This window comes from Caballeronia sp. AZ7_KS35 (genome assembly GCF_023631045.1).
Lineage (GTDB): Bacteria > Pseudomonadota > Gammaproteobacteria > Burkholderiales > Burkholderiaceae > Caballeronia > Caballeronia zhejiangensis.
Genome location: NZ_JALQDV010000030.1, coordinates 23,510 through 39,121 on the forward strand (window position 1 = coordinate 23,510; position 15,612 = coordinate 39,121).

Consider the following 15,612-nt stretch of genomic DNA (forward strand, 5'->3'; position numbering starts at 1 on the left):
AGCGTCGGCTGTGGCGCCGGTTATTTCGCTCTATCATCAACCGCGCGGTCGGATCACGCCGGCGCGCCTGCCGCACGTGCAAAGGAGAAAGTGGCAATGAGCAGAATCGCGATCATCGGGGCGACGGGCAATGTCGGCAGCCGTCTGGTGGAAGAATCGTTGCGCCGCGGACACACGGTCACGGCGATCGCGCGCGATACGTCCGGGCTCGCGCAGCGCGATGGCCTGAGTCCGCTGAACGTCGACGCGCTCGATGCCGCCGCGCTCGCCGCCGCGCTCGCCGGACACGACGCCGTGTTCAGCGCGACGCGCTTCGCCACGGTCTCCGAGCCGGCCATCGTGGAGCCGGTGAAGCGGGCGGGCGTGCGGCGCCTGCTGGTCGTGGGCGGCGCGGGCAGCCTGTACGCGGCGCCCGGCCAGCGCGTGCTCGATTTGCCCGATTTCCCCCCGGCGTACAAACCGGAAGCTACGGCGGGCGCGGCATTTCTCGACGCGTTGCGGCGCGAACGCGACGTCGACTGGACGTTCATCTCGCCGTCGGCGGAATTCGTACCGGGTCCGCGGACGCAGAAATTCCGGCTCGGCGTCGACGAATTGCTCGTCGACGGCAGCGGCCGTAGCTGGATTTCGTTCGATGATTACGCGATCGCGTTTCTGAACGAGTTCGAACGCGAATCGCACATCAAACAGCGCATCACCATCGGATATTGAACGCCCGTCAGCCGTGCAAATCGACTTCCATTTGCTCGGCGTCTTTGGGCATCGCGGCGGCCAGAATCATCGCGGATGCGTTTTGCGGCTTCGGATCGCGCTGCGACGGCCGATAAACCTGATCCCCGCGATGAATCGGCATTCCCGATAGCGAGCACACGCCTTCGGCCGTCGCCGTGGTTGCGCGCCAGCCCTGATAGCCGTAGTGGCACGTACCGGGATCGGACCAGTACACGAGCGCCGTCGCGCTGCTCGGGCGCTCGATCACGCGCACGATGGCTTGCGGAAACGGCAGCCGATCATCCGAATGATGCGGATGCGTGCGATTCCAGTCGCGCGTCAGGCGTTCGAGAAACGCGCTCTCCGCGCGGGCGGATTTCTGGGAAGGTGCGGTGCGGGCGATATCCGTGGGCATCGCCTCGAGCAGGTGAACCGTCTGTGACCACGGGTCCGCTCTTTTCGTAAAAGCTGTCATGGCATTGTTCCAGGCTTTGACTCGACCTAGAACGTACGTCATTAAGCATATTCCGATAAATACCGCATCAGTGAATACACTATCCCGTTGCTGCGAATAATCGGGCGGCAACACAAGCGACCCTTCGTCGCGCCTTGGTGGGCGGGCGCTTAAGCGATTCGTAAGCTCGCTCGCGGACCGGTGCAGACCGAAAAATCGATCGGAATCTCCCTCGTTCGCGAGGGTTTTGCGCAATTTGTACGGCAAGAGCACCTGGCGCGGATGCGAGAGCGACAGCGAGGCCCCGATCGGAGCCTCGCGGGATGGGCCCTTCGCATCGTCCGCGATGCGCGTCGTGGACCGGCCAATTTACGCGACGGCGCGCGCCGCCGCGCGGCCTCGCAGCCACTCCAACGCGAGCAGCAGGCTCGTCGAGAACACGATGAGAATCGTTGCGAGCGCCGCTATCGTCGGGCTGATATTTTCGCGGATGCCGGTGAACATCTGCCGTGGCAGCGTCGTCTGGTCGGCGCCGGCGAGAAAGAGCGTGACCACGACTTCGTCGAACGAAGTGGCGAACGCGAACAGCGCGCCCGAAATCACGCCCGGCGCGATGACCGGCAGCGTCACGCGGAAGAACGTCTTGAGCGGGCTCGCGCCGAGCGACTGACTCGCGCGCACGAGATTGTGGTTGAAGTTCTGCAACGTCGCGCCGACGGTCGTCACGACGAAGGGCACGCCGAGCGCCGCGTGCGCCAGAATCAGCCCGAAATACGTGTTCGCGATGCCGAGCGGTGCAAAAAACAGATACATGCCGACGCCGACGACGATCACCGGCACGATCATCGGCGAGATGAGCACGGCCATCAGCACGCTCTTGCCGATGAAATTCGCCTTCGTCAGTCCGACCGCGGCGAGCGTGCCGAGGATCGTCGCGACGAGCGTTGCCGAAGGTGCAACGATGAAGCTGTTCTTCGCCGCCATGCGCCATTCCTGCGACATGACGAGATTGTGATACCAGCGCATCGACCAGCCCGGAATCGGATAGACGAGGAACGTGCTCGACGAGAACGACAGCGGCACGATTGCGAGCACAGGCAGGATCAGATACAGGAGCGTCAGCACGCACAGGATGCGCAGCGCGAAATACCAGATGCGCTCGATCGCGGACGTGTGCGGCGCGAACATCGGTTTGGCGAGTTTCATCTTCTTTACCCCAGGCTCACGTTCGCGCGCGTGAAGCGGCCGTAGACCACGTAGAGCAGCAGCGTCGCGGCGAGCAGTAGCGCGCCGAGCGCGCACGCCATGCCCCAGTTGATCGTTACGTTGGTGAAGTAGGCGATGTAATAGCTGACCATCTGATCGTTCGGCCCGCCGAGGAGCGCCGGCGTGATGTAATAGCCGATGGCGAGAATGAACACGAGCAGCACGCCCGCGCCGATGCCCGGATACGTCTGCGGCACGTACACGCGCCAGAACGCGGCGAACGGATGACTGCCGAGCGACACGGCCGCGCGCTGATACGTCGGCGGCACGGATTTCATGACGCTGTAGAGCGGCAGGATCATGAACGGCAGCAGGATATGCGTCATCGAGATATACACGCCGACACGATTGAACAGCAGCGCGAGCGGCGAGCCGATCAGTCCCGCGCCGATCAGCGCCGTGTTCACGAGGCCCTCGCTTTGCAGCAGCACGATCCACGCGGCGACACGCACCAGTACCGACGTCCAGAACGGGATCAGCACGAGCACCATCACGAGGTTGGCGCGGCGTTCGGGCAGCGTCGAAATCCAGTACGCGAGCGGATAGCCGAGCAGCAAGGCAAACAGCGTCACGCCGACGCCGATCACGAACGTGCGGCCGAATACGTTCAGATAAATCGATTGATCCGGGTCCGCATGGACGATATTGCCGAAGCCGTCCTGCTTGTGATCCAGCGACGCGAGGACATAGAACGGCGAATAGCGGCCGGCGTTCTTCGCGATCGCCTGCCAATAGGCGGGATCGTTCCAGCGCTCGTCGAGTTCGACGATCTTCGACTTGATCTGCGCGGCGGGCAGTGGCTTGCCGTCGTCGCCGGTGAGCGGCATCGCGCGCGCGGTCTTCGCGACGAGCGAGCGGTAGCCCGGAATCTCGGTGTTCAGCCGGCGGGCGAGGGCGCCCATCGATTCGCCTTCGGAAATCGCGGTCAAATCCTGCGCGAGCGCGGCATACGCTTCATCCGATGGCGGCGTCTTGCGGTCCCATTTCGCGAGCGCGGCGCCGGTGTGCGGCAGCGCATTGGCCACTTCGGGATTTTCGATGGCGCGTGTGAGCAGCGCGCCGATCGGCACGACGAAAATCAGAAACAGGAAGATGGCGAGCGGCGCGATCAGCGCGAGCGCCATCGCGCGCTTTTTCGCATCGGCGATCTTCAGTTCGCGCTTCAGACGCGCGCTCGATTCGCGCGATTCTTCGGCGGGGATCGTCATGGTGTTCACGCTTGTGTCTCCTTCTTGACGGTCGCGCCTCCTGGCGACGCGCGACCGTCGCGCCAGCCAGTGCTTACTTCGACGCCCACGCGGTAAAGCGCTGCTCGAGCTCGTCCCCGTGATCGGTCCAGAACGCCATGTCCTGCAGCACGGCGTTCTTCGCGTTCTCAGGCGAGTTCGGCATGTCGGCCTTGGTCTTCGCGTCGAGCGCGGCGATCGCGGCCTTGTTCACCGGGCCGTACGCGATGTTCTTCGCATAGGTTTCCTGCGGCTTCTGCGACACCGAATACGCGATGAACTGCTGCGCCACGTCCTTGTTCGGCGAGCCCTTCGGAATCGCCCAGTAGTCGAGGTCGTAGATGCTGCCGTTCCAGACGACCTTCAGGTTCTTGCCTTCCTTGCGCGCAGCGTCGATACGGCCGTTGTACGCGGTGGACATCACGACATCGCCCGCGACGAGGAATTGCGGCGGCTGCGCGCCCGCTTCCCACCACTGAATCGACGGCTTGAGTTCGTCGAGCTTCTTGAATGCGCGATCCGCGCCCGCCTTGGTGCCGAGCACCTTGTAGACGTCCTTCGGCGCGACGCCGTCGGCCATCAGCGCGAATTCGAGGTTGTAGCGCGCGCCCTTGCGCATGCCACGCTTCCCGGGGAATTTCTTCGTGTCCCAGAAGTCCGCCCAGCCGGCCGGAGCGGTCTTCAGCTTGTCGCCGTTGTAGGCGAGCGCGGTGGACCACACGAAGAAGCCGACGCCGCAGGTTTGCGGCGATTCGGGCACGAGATCGGATTTCTTCGCGATCTTCGACCAGTCGAGCTTTTCATAGAGACCTTCGTCGCAGCCGCGGCCGAGATCGCCGGATTCCACTTCGACGACGTCCCAGTTGACGTGCTTCGCTTCGACCATCGCCTTGACCTTGGCCTGCTCGCCGTTGTATTCGACGGCCGTGACCTTGTTCTTCGACGACTGCTCGAAGGGCTGGTTGAACGCGACTTTCTGCGCGTCGCCGTTCGCGCCGCCGAAGTTGACGACGGTGATTTCCGCCGCGCCCGACATCGCCGACGCGCATGCGAGCGCCGCCGCCATGGAACACAAAGCGAACTTCTTCATGATGGTTTCCTCTCTTCTTCGACTTGGTTTTGTCAGTGGACCTACGGTTGGGAAGTTCAGGCGAACACGCGCAGATGCTCGGGCGCGAATTCGAGCCCGACGGGCGCGCCGGGCGTGAAGCCGTCGAGCGCGGGCGTGCCGAGCGGCACCTTGACGAAGCATTCGTCCTGTTCGCGCACGCCGCAGCGCATGCGAACGTGGTCGCCGAAATAGATGAGGCTTTTCGCTTCGCCGGACAGCGCGTTGATGTTGCCGTTCGCATGGCCGTTGCCTTGCGTGAGATCCGTGAGCTTCATGCGTTCGGGCCGGATGCACGCAATCGCTTCCGCGCCGGGCTTCGCGTTCGCGACATTGAGCCCGGACACGCGCGTGCCGTCGGCTAAACGGATCTCGCAGAACTCGCCCTGAATCTGTTCGATGGTCCCGCGCAGCCGGTTACTGTCGCCGATGAAGTTCGCGACGAACTCGTTGCACGGCGCTTCATACAGATGATCGACGGTGTCGAGCTGCTGCACGATGCCCTTGTCGAATACGGCGACGCGGTCGGACATGGTGAGCGCTTCGCCCTGATCGTGCGTGACGTAGACGAACGTGACGCCGAGCTTCTCGTGCAGCGCCTTGAGTTCGATCTGCATGTGCTCGCGCAACTGCTTGTCGAGCGCGCCGAGGGGTTCGTCCATCAGCACGAGCTTGGGTTCGAACACGAGCGCGCGGGCGAGCGCGATACGCTGCTGCTGCCCGCCGGAAAGCTGCGCCGGATAACGCTTCGCGAAGCTCTCCATGCGAACCATCTTGAGCGCGTTGTTCACGCGATGCGCGCGCTCTTCGGCGGACATCTTCCGAACGGTCAGCGGATATTCGACGTTCTGCTGCACCGAAAGATGCGGAAAGAGCGCGTAGTTCTGAAACACCATGCCGATGTCGCGCTTGTGCGGCGGCACTTTGTTGAGCAACTTGCCGTCGAGCCAGATCTCGCCGCCGGTCGGGAACTCGAAGCCGGCGAGCATCATGAGACAGGTCGTCTTGCCCGAGCCGGATGGCCCGAGCAGCGTGAGAAATTCGCCCTGATAGATGTCGAGATCGAGCGATTTGACGACGAGCGTTTCGCCGTCGTACGTCTTTCGAACGCCGCGAAAACTGACGATCACCTGATCGGATTTCATCTGTCCGTGTCTCCTTCGGAAAAACCCTGTTGCCTACTGCCGGACGGCTGCCGACGTGCGGAAATTATTTCCACTACCTGCGATAACTATAGCCCGCCACGGTTCTACAATGTGGAGCCATTTCAATATTCAAAATAGAACCACTTGAGGGTGACCGGAATAGTGGTTTTCATGCGATGGGAGATACCGTGGATACGATCATCCTGGCCGACTGGCTGAGCGCGCGGCTCGATCGCACGGCCGCCGAGCCGATGTACCGGCAAGTGCTCGAACTGATGCAGCAGGCCATTCTCACGAGCCAGCTCGCGCCGGGCACGAAGTTGCCGAGTTCGCGCACGCTCGCGATCGATCTCGGCATCGCGCGCAATACCGTCCTGCATGTCTACGATCAGCTCACGGCCGAAGGCTATGTGAATTCGACGACCGGCAGCGGCACGTATGTCGCCGACACCGCGCCGCGCGATGGCGTCGCGAAGAAAGCGAAAGCCGAGGAAACGAAGGCGTCGTGCACGATCTCGCGGCGCGGCGAGCGCCTGATCGCGCAGGCGGGCGTGTCGCCGAAACAGTGGGGCGCGTTCATGCCCGGCGTGCCGGACGTCGCCGAGTTTCCGGCACGCACATGGAGCCGCTTGCAGGCGCGTCTATGGAAGCGCGCGAACCCCGATCTGCTGACGTATGCGCCGGGCGGCGGCTATCGTCCGCTGCGGCGCGCGTTGTCGGATTATTTGCGCGTCGCGCGCTCCGTGAAGTGTCAGCCAGACCAGATCATCATCACGACCGGCATTCATCAGTCGATCGATCTCGCCGTGCGCCTGCTCACCGATTTCGGCGATCGCGCGTGGGTCGAGGAGCCGTGCTACTGGGGCGCGCGCAGCGTGCTGCAATCGTCGGGGCTGACGCTCGTGCCGATTCCCGTCGACGAGGAAGGGCTCAATCCGGCCGCGCGCGACATGACCGAGCCGCCGCGCATCGCGCTCGTGACGCCGTCGCATCAATATCCGCTCGGCATGGTGATGAGTCTCGCGCGGCGTCGCGCGCTGCTCGAGTTCGCGCGCCAGCACAAGGTGTGGATCATCGAGGACGATTACGACAGCGAGTTCCGCTACGGCAGCCGGCCGCTTTCGTCGTTGCAGGGACTCGACGACGCGGGGCAGGTGATCTATGTCGGCAGTCTCGGCAAGATGCTTTATCCCGGCTTGCGCATGGGTTACATGGTCGTGCCGGAGGAACTTGTCGAAACGTTTCGCATCGGCGTGGCGGAACTGTATCGCGAAGGGCAACTGATGCAGCAGGCGGTGCTGACCGAGTTCATTCTCGACGGGCACCTGACGTCGCATGTGCGGCGCATGCGCGGACTGTACGGCGAGCGTCGCGAATTGCTGATCAACGCGATCCGCGCGCGTTTCGGCGATACGCTCGCCGTGCGCGGCGACGAAGCCGGACTGCATTTCGTGCTCGAACTGCCGCAGTTCGTCGACGATCGCGCGGTCGCCGCCGATGCGCTGGCGGCCGGCGTCGTCACGCGCCCACTGGTCAATTACTTCATGAACCGCGACGAGGCGTTGCGCGGTTTGATGCTTGGCTACGCGTGCGTGCCGAATCATGACATCGCGCCGAATTTCGCGAAGCTCGCCGATGTGATCGAGCACGCAATGGCGCCCATGCAGGTCGCGCAGGCATGAAGCCGTTCATCGCGCTACTCGGCTGCGCCGCGCCGGACCGCGCGAACGACGCGTGCGAGCGCCTTCAATGCATCGGCGGGCGAATCGCTGAATTGCGCGGCGACGATCGCGCCATCCACGGCGAGCGCGAGCGCTTGTGCATCGGCTTTGGCGGTGCGCGAAGCCGGCATCAGCGCGCGGATCGCCGCGGTCATGTCACGCTTGTGGCGACGTGAAATATCGATGGCCTGCGGCAGCGTCGCGCCGACTTCGACGACCGAGTTGATGAACGCGCAGCCACGATAATTCTCGCTGCCGAACCATTCGGCGAGCGCGGGCACGAGCGCGTTGAGCGTTCCGCCGTGGCGCGCGAGCGCGTCGCGGAACCATGCCATCCAGTTATCGTGACGAAACGTGAGGAACGCGACGATCAGATCGTCCTTGCTCGGGAAATAGCGATAGAACGTCTTTTTCGCGACGCCCGATTCGGCGATCACGCGATCGATGCCCGTTGCGCGAATGCCATCGCGGTAGAAGAGATCGTGCGCGGTGTACAGGATGCGCGCGTCCGGCGCGAGCTCGGAGAAATCGCTGGAGATTGCGGAAGTATTCATGCAATCGATTGTAGACAGGTTCGTCTACCTGCGCTAGAGTGCGTCGGGTAGACAGACCTGTCTACTCATCTCATCGCTTAGAGCAAAGAGGACTCGCCATGGAATCCAAGCCGCCGTTTCCGCCGTTCGATGAAACATCCGCCAAGCTGAAAGTCCGTCTCGCCGAAGACGGCTGGAACACGCGCGATCCGGAGCGCGTATCGCTCGCGTATAGCGTGGACACGCGCTGGCGCAATCGCGCCGAATTCGCGAACGGGCGTGAGGAAGTCGTCGCGTTTCTGCGTCGCAAATGGGCGCGCGAACTCGACTATCGGCTTATCAAGGAATTGTGGGCGTACACGGGCAATCGCATCGCGGTGCGTTTCGCGTACGAATGGCACGACGACGCGAACAACTGGTATCGCAGCTACGGCAATGAAAACTGGGAATTCAACGAAGCGGGATTGATGACGCACCGTCACGCCTCGATCAACGATCTGCCGATCAAGGAAGCGGACCGCAAATATCATTGGCCGCTCGGTCGCCGGCCCGACGATCATCCGGGCCTGAGCGACCTGGGCTTCTGACTTCGGGGGCGGCTACATATCGCGTCGTCGCCGGAACGCCCACCATCCGGCGAGCGCGGTGAAGGTCGCGACGATCGCCACGAGCAGCCAGAAGCCGTGGTGATTTTCCGCGAGCGGAATGCCGCCGACGTTCATGCCGAAGAAACCCGCGACGATATTGATCGGCAGCGCGAGCACGGTCACGAGCGTCAGCGTGAAGAGCGTGCGGTTGCTTTGCTCGTCCATGCGCGTCGCGACTTCTTCCTGCAGGAGCTTGATGCGCTCGACGAGCCCGGCGAGATCGTTGAGCACGAGCGAGAACTCTTCGGTCGCGTCGCGAAGGTCCTGAATGTCCTGCGAATGCAGCCAGCGCGGCGGCCGCGCGAGCAGCCGGAACACGGAGCCGGGTTCGGGCGCGAGCAGGCGCTGCAGCCGGACGAGCACGCGCCGCAGTCCGCCGAGATCGGTGCGGGTCGCGGCGCCGCGCATCGACAGGAAACGGTCTTCGATGCCGTCGACCTCGACGCTCGTGCGCCGCACGATATGCACGAGCAGATCCGCCTGATCGCGCAGCAGATGCGCGAGCAACTCGGCGGGCGAACGGAAAATTTCGCCGCGTCTAACCGACTCGCGCAGCGAATCGACCGATCGCAAGGGCTTGAGCCGCGCCGTCACGATCAGCTTCTGATGCGTGTAGACCCACAGCGTCGCGATCTCCGAGGGCGTCAGCTCGAAGTTGAACATCACATCGTTGATGACGGCGAGGAGCGCGCCTTCCTGATGCTCGATGCGCGTCGAATGCGAGCCTTCGTTGAGCGTGTCGAAGAACGCGTCGGGCAGGCCGAGGCGGCCGCGCATCCACCGTTCGCACGAACTGTTCGCGAGATCGAAGTGCAGCCAGACGAATTCCTTGGGCGTGTCGTCGCGGGCGAGCCATTCGCTTGCGGCTTCGGCATCGATCGGCACGCCGGGCAGATCGGCATGAAATCGGAAACCGCAGACGAGGCCGGAAAAGTCGGAGCCGTAAGGCGGTCTTTGCAGGGTAGCGGGATTCATGCGGGCGTTCGGTTACATTCTGAGTATGTCGGCGTGTCGGCGGATGACGCGGCCCCCGACGCTTCTGGCATGCGCGTCGCCACGCGCTAGTGTGCCATCGGTCGCGCCCCGGATCGCGATCGTATCGCGTGAAAGCGAGCGAAACGATGGCCACGAACGCGGTGCGCCGTGCAAATATGACTGTCATTTTGTCGGCGTATCATCGCGCCACGCAAGACGGGCGCACGCGAGGCGCCGCGCGCGAAACTGGGGAGAAGGCAGTGGAAGACCATGACGACATGGACGGGGCGACGCAAACCACCGCGAACGGGCTGGTTCGCCTGGCGTCGGTGATTGCGGGACTGGCGCGCGAAGGCGCGATCGATACGCGCTTCGGCGCGAAGCTCCTCAAGCGGCTCGACAAGGAAGCGCGGCGCGTATCCGAACCCGGCGGCGCGCCGCTCGACGAGACGGAGCAGTCCGCGCTGTTCGGGGCGCTCGGAGAACTGGATGTCGCGTTGCGCCAGCGCGACGCGGCATCGCTCGTCGAGGCGAATGCGCGGCTGCGCGAGAGCGAAAGCGCGTCGGGAAAGCGTCGCAAAAGCCGGAAGAGCGGCGACGCCTGAGCTTGGCGGCGGGCGGGCGCGAAACATGCTGTTGGGCAGTCGTATGTTTCCGTCGAACGCCCATGCCCCTGTACTTGCATTCTCCTCATTGCGCGCTTTGGACGAATCGCAGCGTCGATGTCGACCGCGATTCGTGGCGCATCCTCATCGTCGACGACAACGCCCATAGCGCAGAAGCGCTTTGCGCCGCGCTCGAAGCGGAGGGCTTCGACACGCGTTTTGCGTTGTCCGGCGTCGATGCGCTCCATACGATCGACAACTGGGTGCCGCACATCGTCATTCTCGATATCACGATGCCGGAACACGACGGTTTCGCAACCGCGCGCGTGCTTCGCCGTATCGCCCGCACGCGCGACGCGGTGATCATCGCGTTCACGGCGCTCGGTGAGGACATCGTGCGGGCGGAGGGCATGCATTCCGGATTCGACGGTTATTGCCAGAAGGGCAACCCGCCCACGGAACTGCTCCGCCTGATCGGACGGCTCGTTCACTGAGATAACGCGGGATGTCGTTCGCGCTAGCGGGAAATTCGCACGCCCGTGCGCTAAATAATTGTTCGTTCCCCGCTAAACGAAGCAGCCGAGCGCGCCGCTTGTCAACACGCGCAATCGCCCGCCAGGCGGACGTTTAGGACGATTTTGAACGATCGTGCGGCCAACTATTGTTGGTCCATATCGAAAACTGAATTGAAATTTATGGAGATAAAAAAGCGATAGTAGGGGTATACACTGCATTCCATCGACGTAGCAGACAGTTTCTCGCAAGACCGCTGCGGCGCTTTCTGATTGAACGTCAACCGTCTTTGGAGCTCACACCATGAAACGCAATCTTCTCGCTACCCTTCTGATCGCCGCTACCGCCACGCTCGCCGCTCCCGCTTTTGCAAGCGGCTACGGTCCGGCTCCGTTCTACCGTCCGGCTGTCGGCGCGCCGACGTCGCAACAAGGTCCGAGCGCACAAGCGATCGCCGCCGAAGAAAACGCGAACGGCACGAGCACGACCGCTTTCGGCGGCTCGCGCGACGCGCTGGCTCAGTCGGGCACCCGCACGCAATCGGCCAACAAGGCTCAGTCCGTCTTCTTCGGTCAATAACCGGTTCGGCCAGCCCGGCTCATCCGCCGGGCCGACAGGCCGAAAGACTGATTCGGCGCGCGCCGCGCAGGCTCAAAAGGTCTGCGTTGCGCGCGCCGAACGCGTTTCAGGCCGCGAGCGCGCCGCGCATCACGTTCGCGAGCTCCGACGCCTCGAACTTCGACACATACGCGTTCGCACCGACCTTGCGCACGTGCTGCTCGTTCGCCGATCCCGACAGCGACGAGTGAATCACCACCGGAATGTGCATCAGCCCCGTCTCCGCCTTGATGCGGCGCGTGAGGGTGAAACCGTCCATTTCGGGCATTTCCAGATCGGTGAGCACGAGCGCGATGTGATCCGCGACCTCGGTGCCGTCCTTCTCCGCCTTTCTGAGCGCCGCTTCCAGTACGTCCCACGCTTCCTGGCCGGTTTTGGTCATCACGAAGGGCACGCCCATCGCCGTGAGACTTTGCTCGATGAGCGCCCGGGCGACGCCCGAATCGTCTGCCGCAAGCACGCGCGCGCCCGGCTTGAGCTGCAGCCGACCGGTGTTGGCCTCGGTGATATCCGTTTCCTGCGACGGCAGCACATCACGCACGATGCGCTCGACGTCGAGCACCTGCGCGAGCCGCGAGCCGTCGACGTTGCCATCGAGCCGCGCGAAACTCGTCACGGTCTTGCCGCCCGAGTGCGATTCCGCCGACAGCACCTGATTCCACTCGAGCCGCACGATATCGTCGACTTCCTCGACCGCGAAGCCTTGCGTCGTGCGCGCGAATTCGGTGACGAGCAGAATTTTCGGACCGTTTTTCGGCCGGCAGCCGGTGATGCGCGCGAGATCGATCACGGGAATGATCTGGCCGCGGATATCCGCGACGCCGAGAATCTCCTCGCTCGAACCGGCGACGGCGGTGATCGTCGGCATCGCGAGAATCTCGCGCACCTTGAACACGTTGATGCCGTACAGCTCCCGTTGCTCCGAGCCCGGCGACTCGCCGAGCCTGAACAGAAGCAATTCGAACATGTTGCTGCCCGCGAGCCGCACGCGCTGCTCGATATCCTGTTGTGAACTGCTCACCTCGTTCTCCCTCTAAGCGATGCCTTCGTGTGTTTGCCGGTGGCTTCACTTTCCACCAGATGCCTGATTAGCGGCATTAATCGGCGAAACTGAAGGCATGCGTGACGACGCGCGAGATGAAACGCGCGGCGCACGTCTCGCGCGGCGCCGGTGATCTATACTTTTTTCGAATGGTCGGGTTAATGCCGATGAAGGCATCGCGCGCGAGGCTTTACGCTGCATACAGGCGCAAGGTAACCCGTCGCCCAGGCGCAACAACGTTCCCCGCTCATAACGGAGGCGCTCGATGGCAACAGTCGCACAGGTTCTGAATTCGAAACCCGACCAGACGGTCTTTACCGTTCCAGCCACGGCGTCGGTCTTCGATGCAATCAAGCTGATGGCCGACAAGCACATCGGTGCGGTGATCGTCACCGAAGGCGACGAGATCGTGGGCATCATGACCGAGCGCGACTATGCGCGCAAAGTCGTCCTGATGGACCGCGTCTCGAAGCACACGCCGGTGCGCGACATTATGACGTCGCACGTGCGCTACGTGCGCCCCGACCAGACCACCGACGACTGCATGGCGCTCATGACCGACAAGCGCATGCGTCACTTGCCGGTGATCGACAACGGCAAGCTCATCGGCATGATCTCCATCGGCGATCTGGTGAAGAACATCATGGCCGAGCAGCAGTACACCATCCAGCAGCTCGAGTACTACATTCGCGGCGAGCACACTTGATTGCCGGCGATCCGGCTGTAAGCATTTCGTTATAATCGGCAGGCTTCGCCTATGAGCGCGGAGCCACGCTCGTCGTGCGCGATCCGCGCGCGCGGAGCATCGAGGGAGCGCCGCCGATGACACCGACTGCCGCATCCGCATCTCCATCCGCCGACACCGCAAAAACGCTCGCCGCCGACGCGCCGTTCTTCATCGTGATGAACGCGGGCTCGGGACGCTGTCAGTCCGACGCGACCCGCAGCCTGCTCGAAAGCGAACTCGGCGCGGCCGGGCGACGTTTCGAATTGCGCGTCGTCGACGATCCGCGCGGTCTCGCGGACGTCGCGCGCGAAACCGCGGCGGCGGCGTGCCAAGCGGGCGGCGTGCTCGTCGGCGCGGGCGGCGACGGCACGCTTTGCACGGTCGCGCACGCGGCGCACGACGCCGGCTGCCCGTTCGCGGTGCTGCCGCGCGGCACGTTCAACTACTTCAGCCGCGACCACGGCATTCCCGCCGATCTCGAGCAATCGACGAAACTTCTGCTCGACGCGCGCGCCTATCCGGTGCAGGTCGGCTTCGTGAACGCGCGCATGTTTCTCGTCAACGCGAGCCTCGGGCTTTATCCGCGCTTGCTCGAAGATCGCGAAATCTACAAGCGGCAATTCGGGCGCAGCCGGCTCGTCGCGCTCTGGTCGGCGCTTTCCACGATGCTCAAGCCGCATCGCCATTTGCGTCTGCATATCGATCACGATGGCAGCACGACCGAAATTCGCTCGTCGACGCTCTTCGTCGGCAACAACCGCCTGCAGATGGAGCAGATCGGCATGCCGGACGAAGCGCGCGCGCTGGAACAGGGCTTGCTCGTCGCGATTGCGCCGCGGCCGGTCGGACGGCTCATGCATCTGTGGCTGTCGCTGCACGGCGCGGCGGGGCGTCTGTCGGATTCCGATCACGTCGTGAGCTTCACGTTCGAGCGCATCACGGTGACGCATCCGTCGAAGAAGCGCAGACTCGTCAAGATCGCGACGGATGGCGAGGTCGCGAAACTGCAGATGCCGCTGGAATTTCGCGTGTCCGACAAACCGCTTTTCCTGCTCAAGCCTGAGCCGACAGTGGCCGAAGCCAATCGCTCATGACCTTGCTGTTGCAGATTTCCGATACGCATTTCGGCACCGAGCGGCCGCCGGTGGTCGCAGCGCTCCTGCGGCTCGCCGATGCGCTCGCTCCCGATCTCGTCGTGCTGTCCGGCGATATCACCCAGCGCGCGCGCAAGCGGCAGTTCGCGTCGGCGCGCGCGTTCGTCGATGCGCTCGGCGCGACGCCGACGCTCGTCATCCCCGGCAATCACGACATTCCGCTTTTCGATCCGCTCGCGCGGCTGTGTTATCCGTACGCGAATCATCAGCGCGCGTTCGGCGCCGATCTCGAACCGGCGTTCGATTCGGCGGGGCTGCTCGTGCTCGGCGTGAACACGACGCGGGCGTATCGTCACAAGGACGGCGAAGTGTCGATGCAGCAGGTGAGGCGCGTCGCCGCGCGGCTGGAGGCGGCGAGCGCGGCGCAGTTGCGCGTCGTGGTCACGCATCAGCCGGTGGCCGTCACGCGCACTCAGGACGAAAACAATCTGCTGCACGGACGCGAGCGCGCGGTGCCGCGCTGGGCGCGTGCGGGCGCGGACCTGATTCTCGGCGGGCATATTCATCTGCCCTACGTGTTGCCGCTGCACGATACCTTCGCGGGACTCACGCGCCGCATGTGGGCGGTGCAGGCGGGCACGGCGCTGTCGTCGCGCACGCGCGGCACAATCGACAATTCGGTGAACGTGATCCGCCACGACGCAAGCGGTGGCAATGGCGACGGGCGTCGCGCGACGGTCGAACGCTGGGACTATTCGGAGACGACCGAAGCATTCGAGATGATCGCGCGCCACGATCTCGCGCTCGGCGTCGCGCAACCGACGGATGCTGTCACGTCGCCCGGATGACGAGTTCGGCGAAGCCCGTCGCGGCATCGTGCTCACGCGTGTAACGTTCGCCGGGCAGATGCGCGACGATGATCTCCGCCGTCGTCCGCACGATGCAGCCCGGCGTGACGTGGCCGCCGGAGACGCGGCCATCGGCATCGGCGATGCTCATGTGCAGGTGCGGGCCTTGCGCTGACAGCGTGCCGGCGAGCGTGACGATTTCGAGATCGCCGCGCAATTCAACGGCTTCGTCGCGGCCCGCGTAGCGCAGACGCGCGACGTTCAGGCTGCCGATGCCCTGAAGGACGAACGCGGCGGAGAGCGCGTGCGCGCGGAAGGCATGATCGAGCGCGGCGCGCAGATCGTCGCCGGGCGACAGACGAAGGGTCATCGCATGCAT

The 15,612-nt window shown here is 63.9% G+C and carries 18 protein-coding genes; 9 read left to right on the forward strand and 9 right to left on the reverse strand.

Translation table 11 applies throughout. From position 1 onward, the window contains the following. Positions 1–96: 96 nt before the first annotated feature. Positions 97–711, forward strand: coding sequence for an NAD(P)-dependent oxidoreductase (locus NCT05_RS18410; protein WP_250502902.1), 615 nt, complete (start codon positions 97–99; stop codon positions 709–711). Between the two features lie 7 nt (positions 712–718). On the opposite strand, the gene NCT05_RS18415 is transcribed toward NCT05_RS18410, so the two are convergent. The 5 genes from NCT05_RS18415 to NCT05_RS18435 form a co-directional block, all read right to left on the reverse strand. Next, positions 719–1,186, reverse strand: coding sequence for a DUF3331 domain-containing protein (locus tag NCT05_RS18415; protein WP_144403834.1), 468 nt, complete (start codon positions 1,184–1,186; stop codon positions 719–721). A 348-nt stretch (positions 1,187–1,534) separates the two neighbouring features. After that, positions 1,535–2,371, reverse strand: a complete 837-nt coding sequence (locus NCT05_RS18420) for an ABC transporter permease (RefSeq protein ID WP_008353631.1) — start codon at positions 2,369–2,371, stop codon at positions 1,535–1,537. A 5-nt stretch (positions 2,372–2,376) separates the two neighbouring features. Then, positions 2,377–3,648, reverse strand: coding sequence for an ABC transporter permease (locus NCT05_RS18425; protein ID WP_051079071.1), 1,272 nt, complete (start codon positions 3,646–3,648; stop codon positions 2,377–2,379). A 64-nt stretch (positions 3,649–3,712) separates the two neighbouring features. Further along, on the reverse strand, positions 3,713–4,747 hold the full coding sequence (locus tag NCT05_RS18430) for an ABC transporter substrate-binding protein (protein ID WP_008353629.1): 1,035 nt from the start codon (positions 4,745–4,747) through the stop codon (positions 3,713–3,715). A 56-nt stretch (positions 4,748–4,803) separates the two neighbouring features. Continuing rightward, the gene (locus NCT05_RS18435; protein ID WP_250502903.1) at positions 4,804–5,910 is read right to left on the reverse strand and encodes an ABC transporter ATP-binding protein; all 1,107 of its coding nucleotides are present in this window, start codon (positions 5,908–5,910) and stop codon (positions 4,804–4,806) included. A 188-nt stretch (positions 5,911–6,098) separates the two neighbouring features. Here NCT05_RS18435 and pdxR point away from each other — a divergent pair, with 188 nt between their 5' ends. Then, positions 6,099–7,592 (forward strand): MocR-like pyridoxine biosynthesis transcription factor PdxR, encoded by a 1,494-nt coding sequence (gene pdxR, locus NCT05_RS18440; protein ID WP_034471872.1) that lies wholly within the window; start codon positions 6,099–6,101, stop codon positions 7,590–7,592. Between the two features lie 14 nt (positions 7,593–7,606). Here the strand turns inward: pdxR and NCT05_RS18445 are convergent, their stop codons facing one another. Continuing rightward, on the reverse strand, positions 7,607–8,185 hold the full coding sequence (locus NCT05_RS18445) for a TetR/AcrR family transcriptional regulator (RefSeq protein WP_250440522.1): 579 nt from the start codon (positions 8,183–8,185) through the stop codon (positions 7,607–7,609). A gap of 98 nt (positions 8,186–8,283) precedes the next feature. Here NCT05_RS18445 and NCT05_RS18450 point away from each other — a divergent pair, with 98 nt between their 5' ends. Next, positions 8,284–8,751 (forward strand): nuclear transport factor 2 family protein, encoded by a 468-nt coding sequence (locus tag NCT05_RS18450; protein ID WP_250460390.1) that lies wholly within the window; start codon positions 8,284–8,286, stop codon positions 8,749–8,751. A gap of 12 nt (positions 8,752–8,763) precedes the next feature. On the opposite strand, the gene NCT05_RS18455 is transcribed toward NCT05_RS18450, so the two are convergent. Next, entirely contained in the window at positions 8,764–9,786 is a 1,023-nt protein-coding gene (locus tag NCT05_RS18455) for a transporter (protein WP_008353624.1), read from the reverse strand. Positions 9,787–10,046: 260 nt separating this feature from the next. Between NCT05_RS18455 and NCT05_RS18460 the strand changes: the two genes are divergently transcribed. The 3 genes from NCT05_RS18460 (at position 10,047) to NCT05_RS18470 (ending at position 11,483) form a co-directional block, all read left to right on the forward strand. Next, positions 10,047–10,391 (forward strand): hypothetical protein, encoded by a 345-nt coding sequence (locus NCT05_RS18460; protein WP_033537148.1) that lies wholly within the window; start codon positions 10,047–10,049, stop codon positions 10,389–10,391. A gap of 62 nt (positions 10,392–10,453) precedes the next feature. Then, a complete protein-coding gene (locus NCT05_RS18465) occupies positions 10,454–10,885 on the forward strand; it encodes a response regulator (protein ID WP_008353620.1) in 432 nt (143 codons plus the stop codon). 322 nt (positions 10,886–11,207) lie between these two features. Further along, a complete protein-coding gene (locus NCT05_RS18470; protein ID WP_008353619.1) occupies positions 11,208–11,483 on the forward strand; it encodes a hypothetical protein in 276 nt (91 codons plus the stop codon). A 106-nt stretch (positions 11,484–11,589) separates the two neighbouring features. On the opposite strand, the gene NCT05_RS18475 is transcribed toward NCT05_RS18470, so the two are convergent. Continuing rightward, complete coding sequence (locus NCT05_RS18475) at positions 11,590–12,543, reverse strand: chemotaxis protein (protein WP_008353618.1); 954 nt, start codon at positions 12,541–12,543, stop codon at positions 11,590–11,592. Positions 12,544–12,829: 286 nt separating this feature from the next. Here NCT05_RS18475 and NCT05_RS18480 point away from each other — a divergent pair, with 286 nt between their 5' ends. The 3 genes from NCT05_RS18480 to NCT05_RS18490 all read left to right on the forward strand — a co-directional run bounded on the left by NCT05_RS18480 (position 12,830) and on the right by NCT05_RS18490 (position 15,233). Then, positions 12,830–13,270 (forward strand): CBS domain-containing protein, encoded by a 441-nt coding sequence (locus NCT05_RS18480; RefSeq protein WP_175979204.1) that lies wholly within the window; start codon positions 12,830–12,832, stop codon positions 13,268–13,270. 116 nt (positions 13,271–13,386) lie between these two features. Continuing rightward, positions 13,387–14,385, forward strand: coding sequence for a diacylglycerol/lipid kinase family protein (locus NCT05_RS18485; RefSeq protein WP_250502904.1), 999 nt, complete (start codon positions 13,387–13,389; stop codon positions 14,383–14,385). Further along, a complete protein-coding gene (locus NCT05_RS18490) occupies positions 14,382–15,233 on the forward strand; it encodes a metallophosphoesterase family protein (protein WP_250502905.1) in 852 nt (283 codons plus the stop codon). The genes NCT05_RS18485 and NCT05_RS18490 overlap by 4 nt, the downstream gene beginning before the upstream one ends. Here NCT05_RS18490 and NCT05_RS18495 read toward each other — a convergent pair. Further along, positions 15,217–15,612 (reverse strand): PPC domain-containing DNA-binding protein, encoded by a 396-nt coding sequence (locus NCT05_RS18495; protein WP_008353614.1) that lies wholly within the window; start codon positions 15,610–15,612, stop codon positions 15,217–15,219. The genes NCT05_RS18490 and NCT05_RS18495 overlap by 17 nt on opposite strands.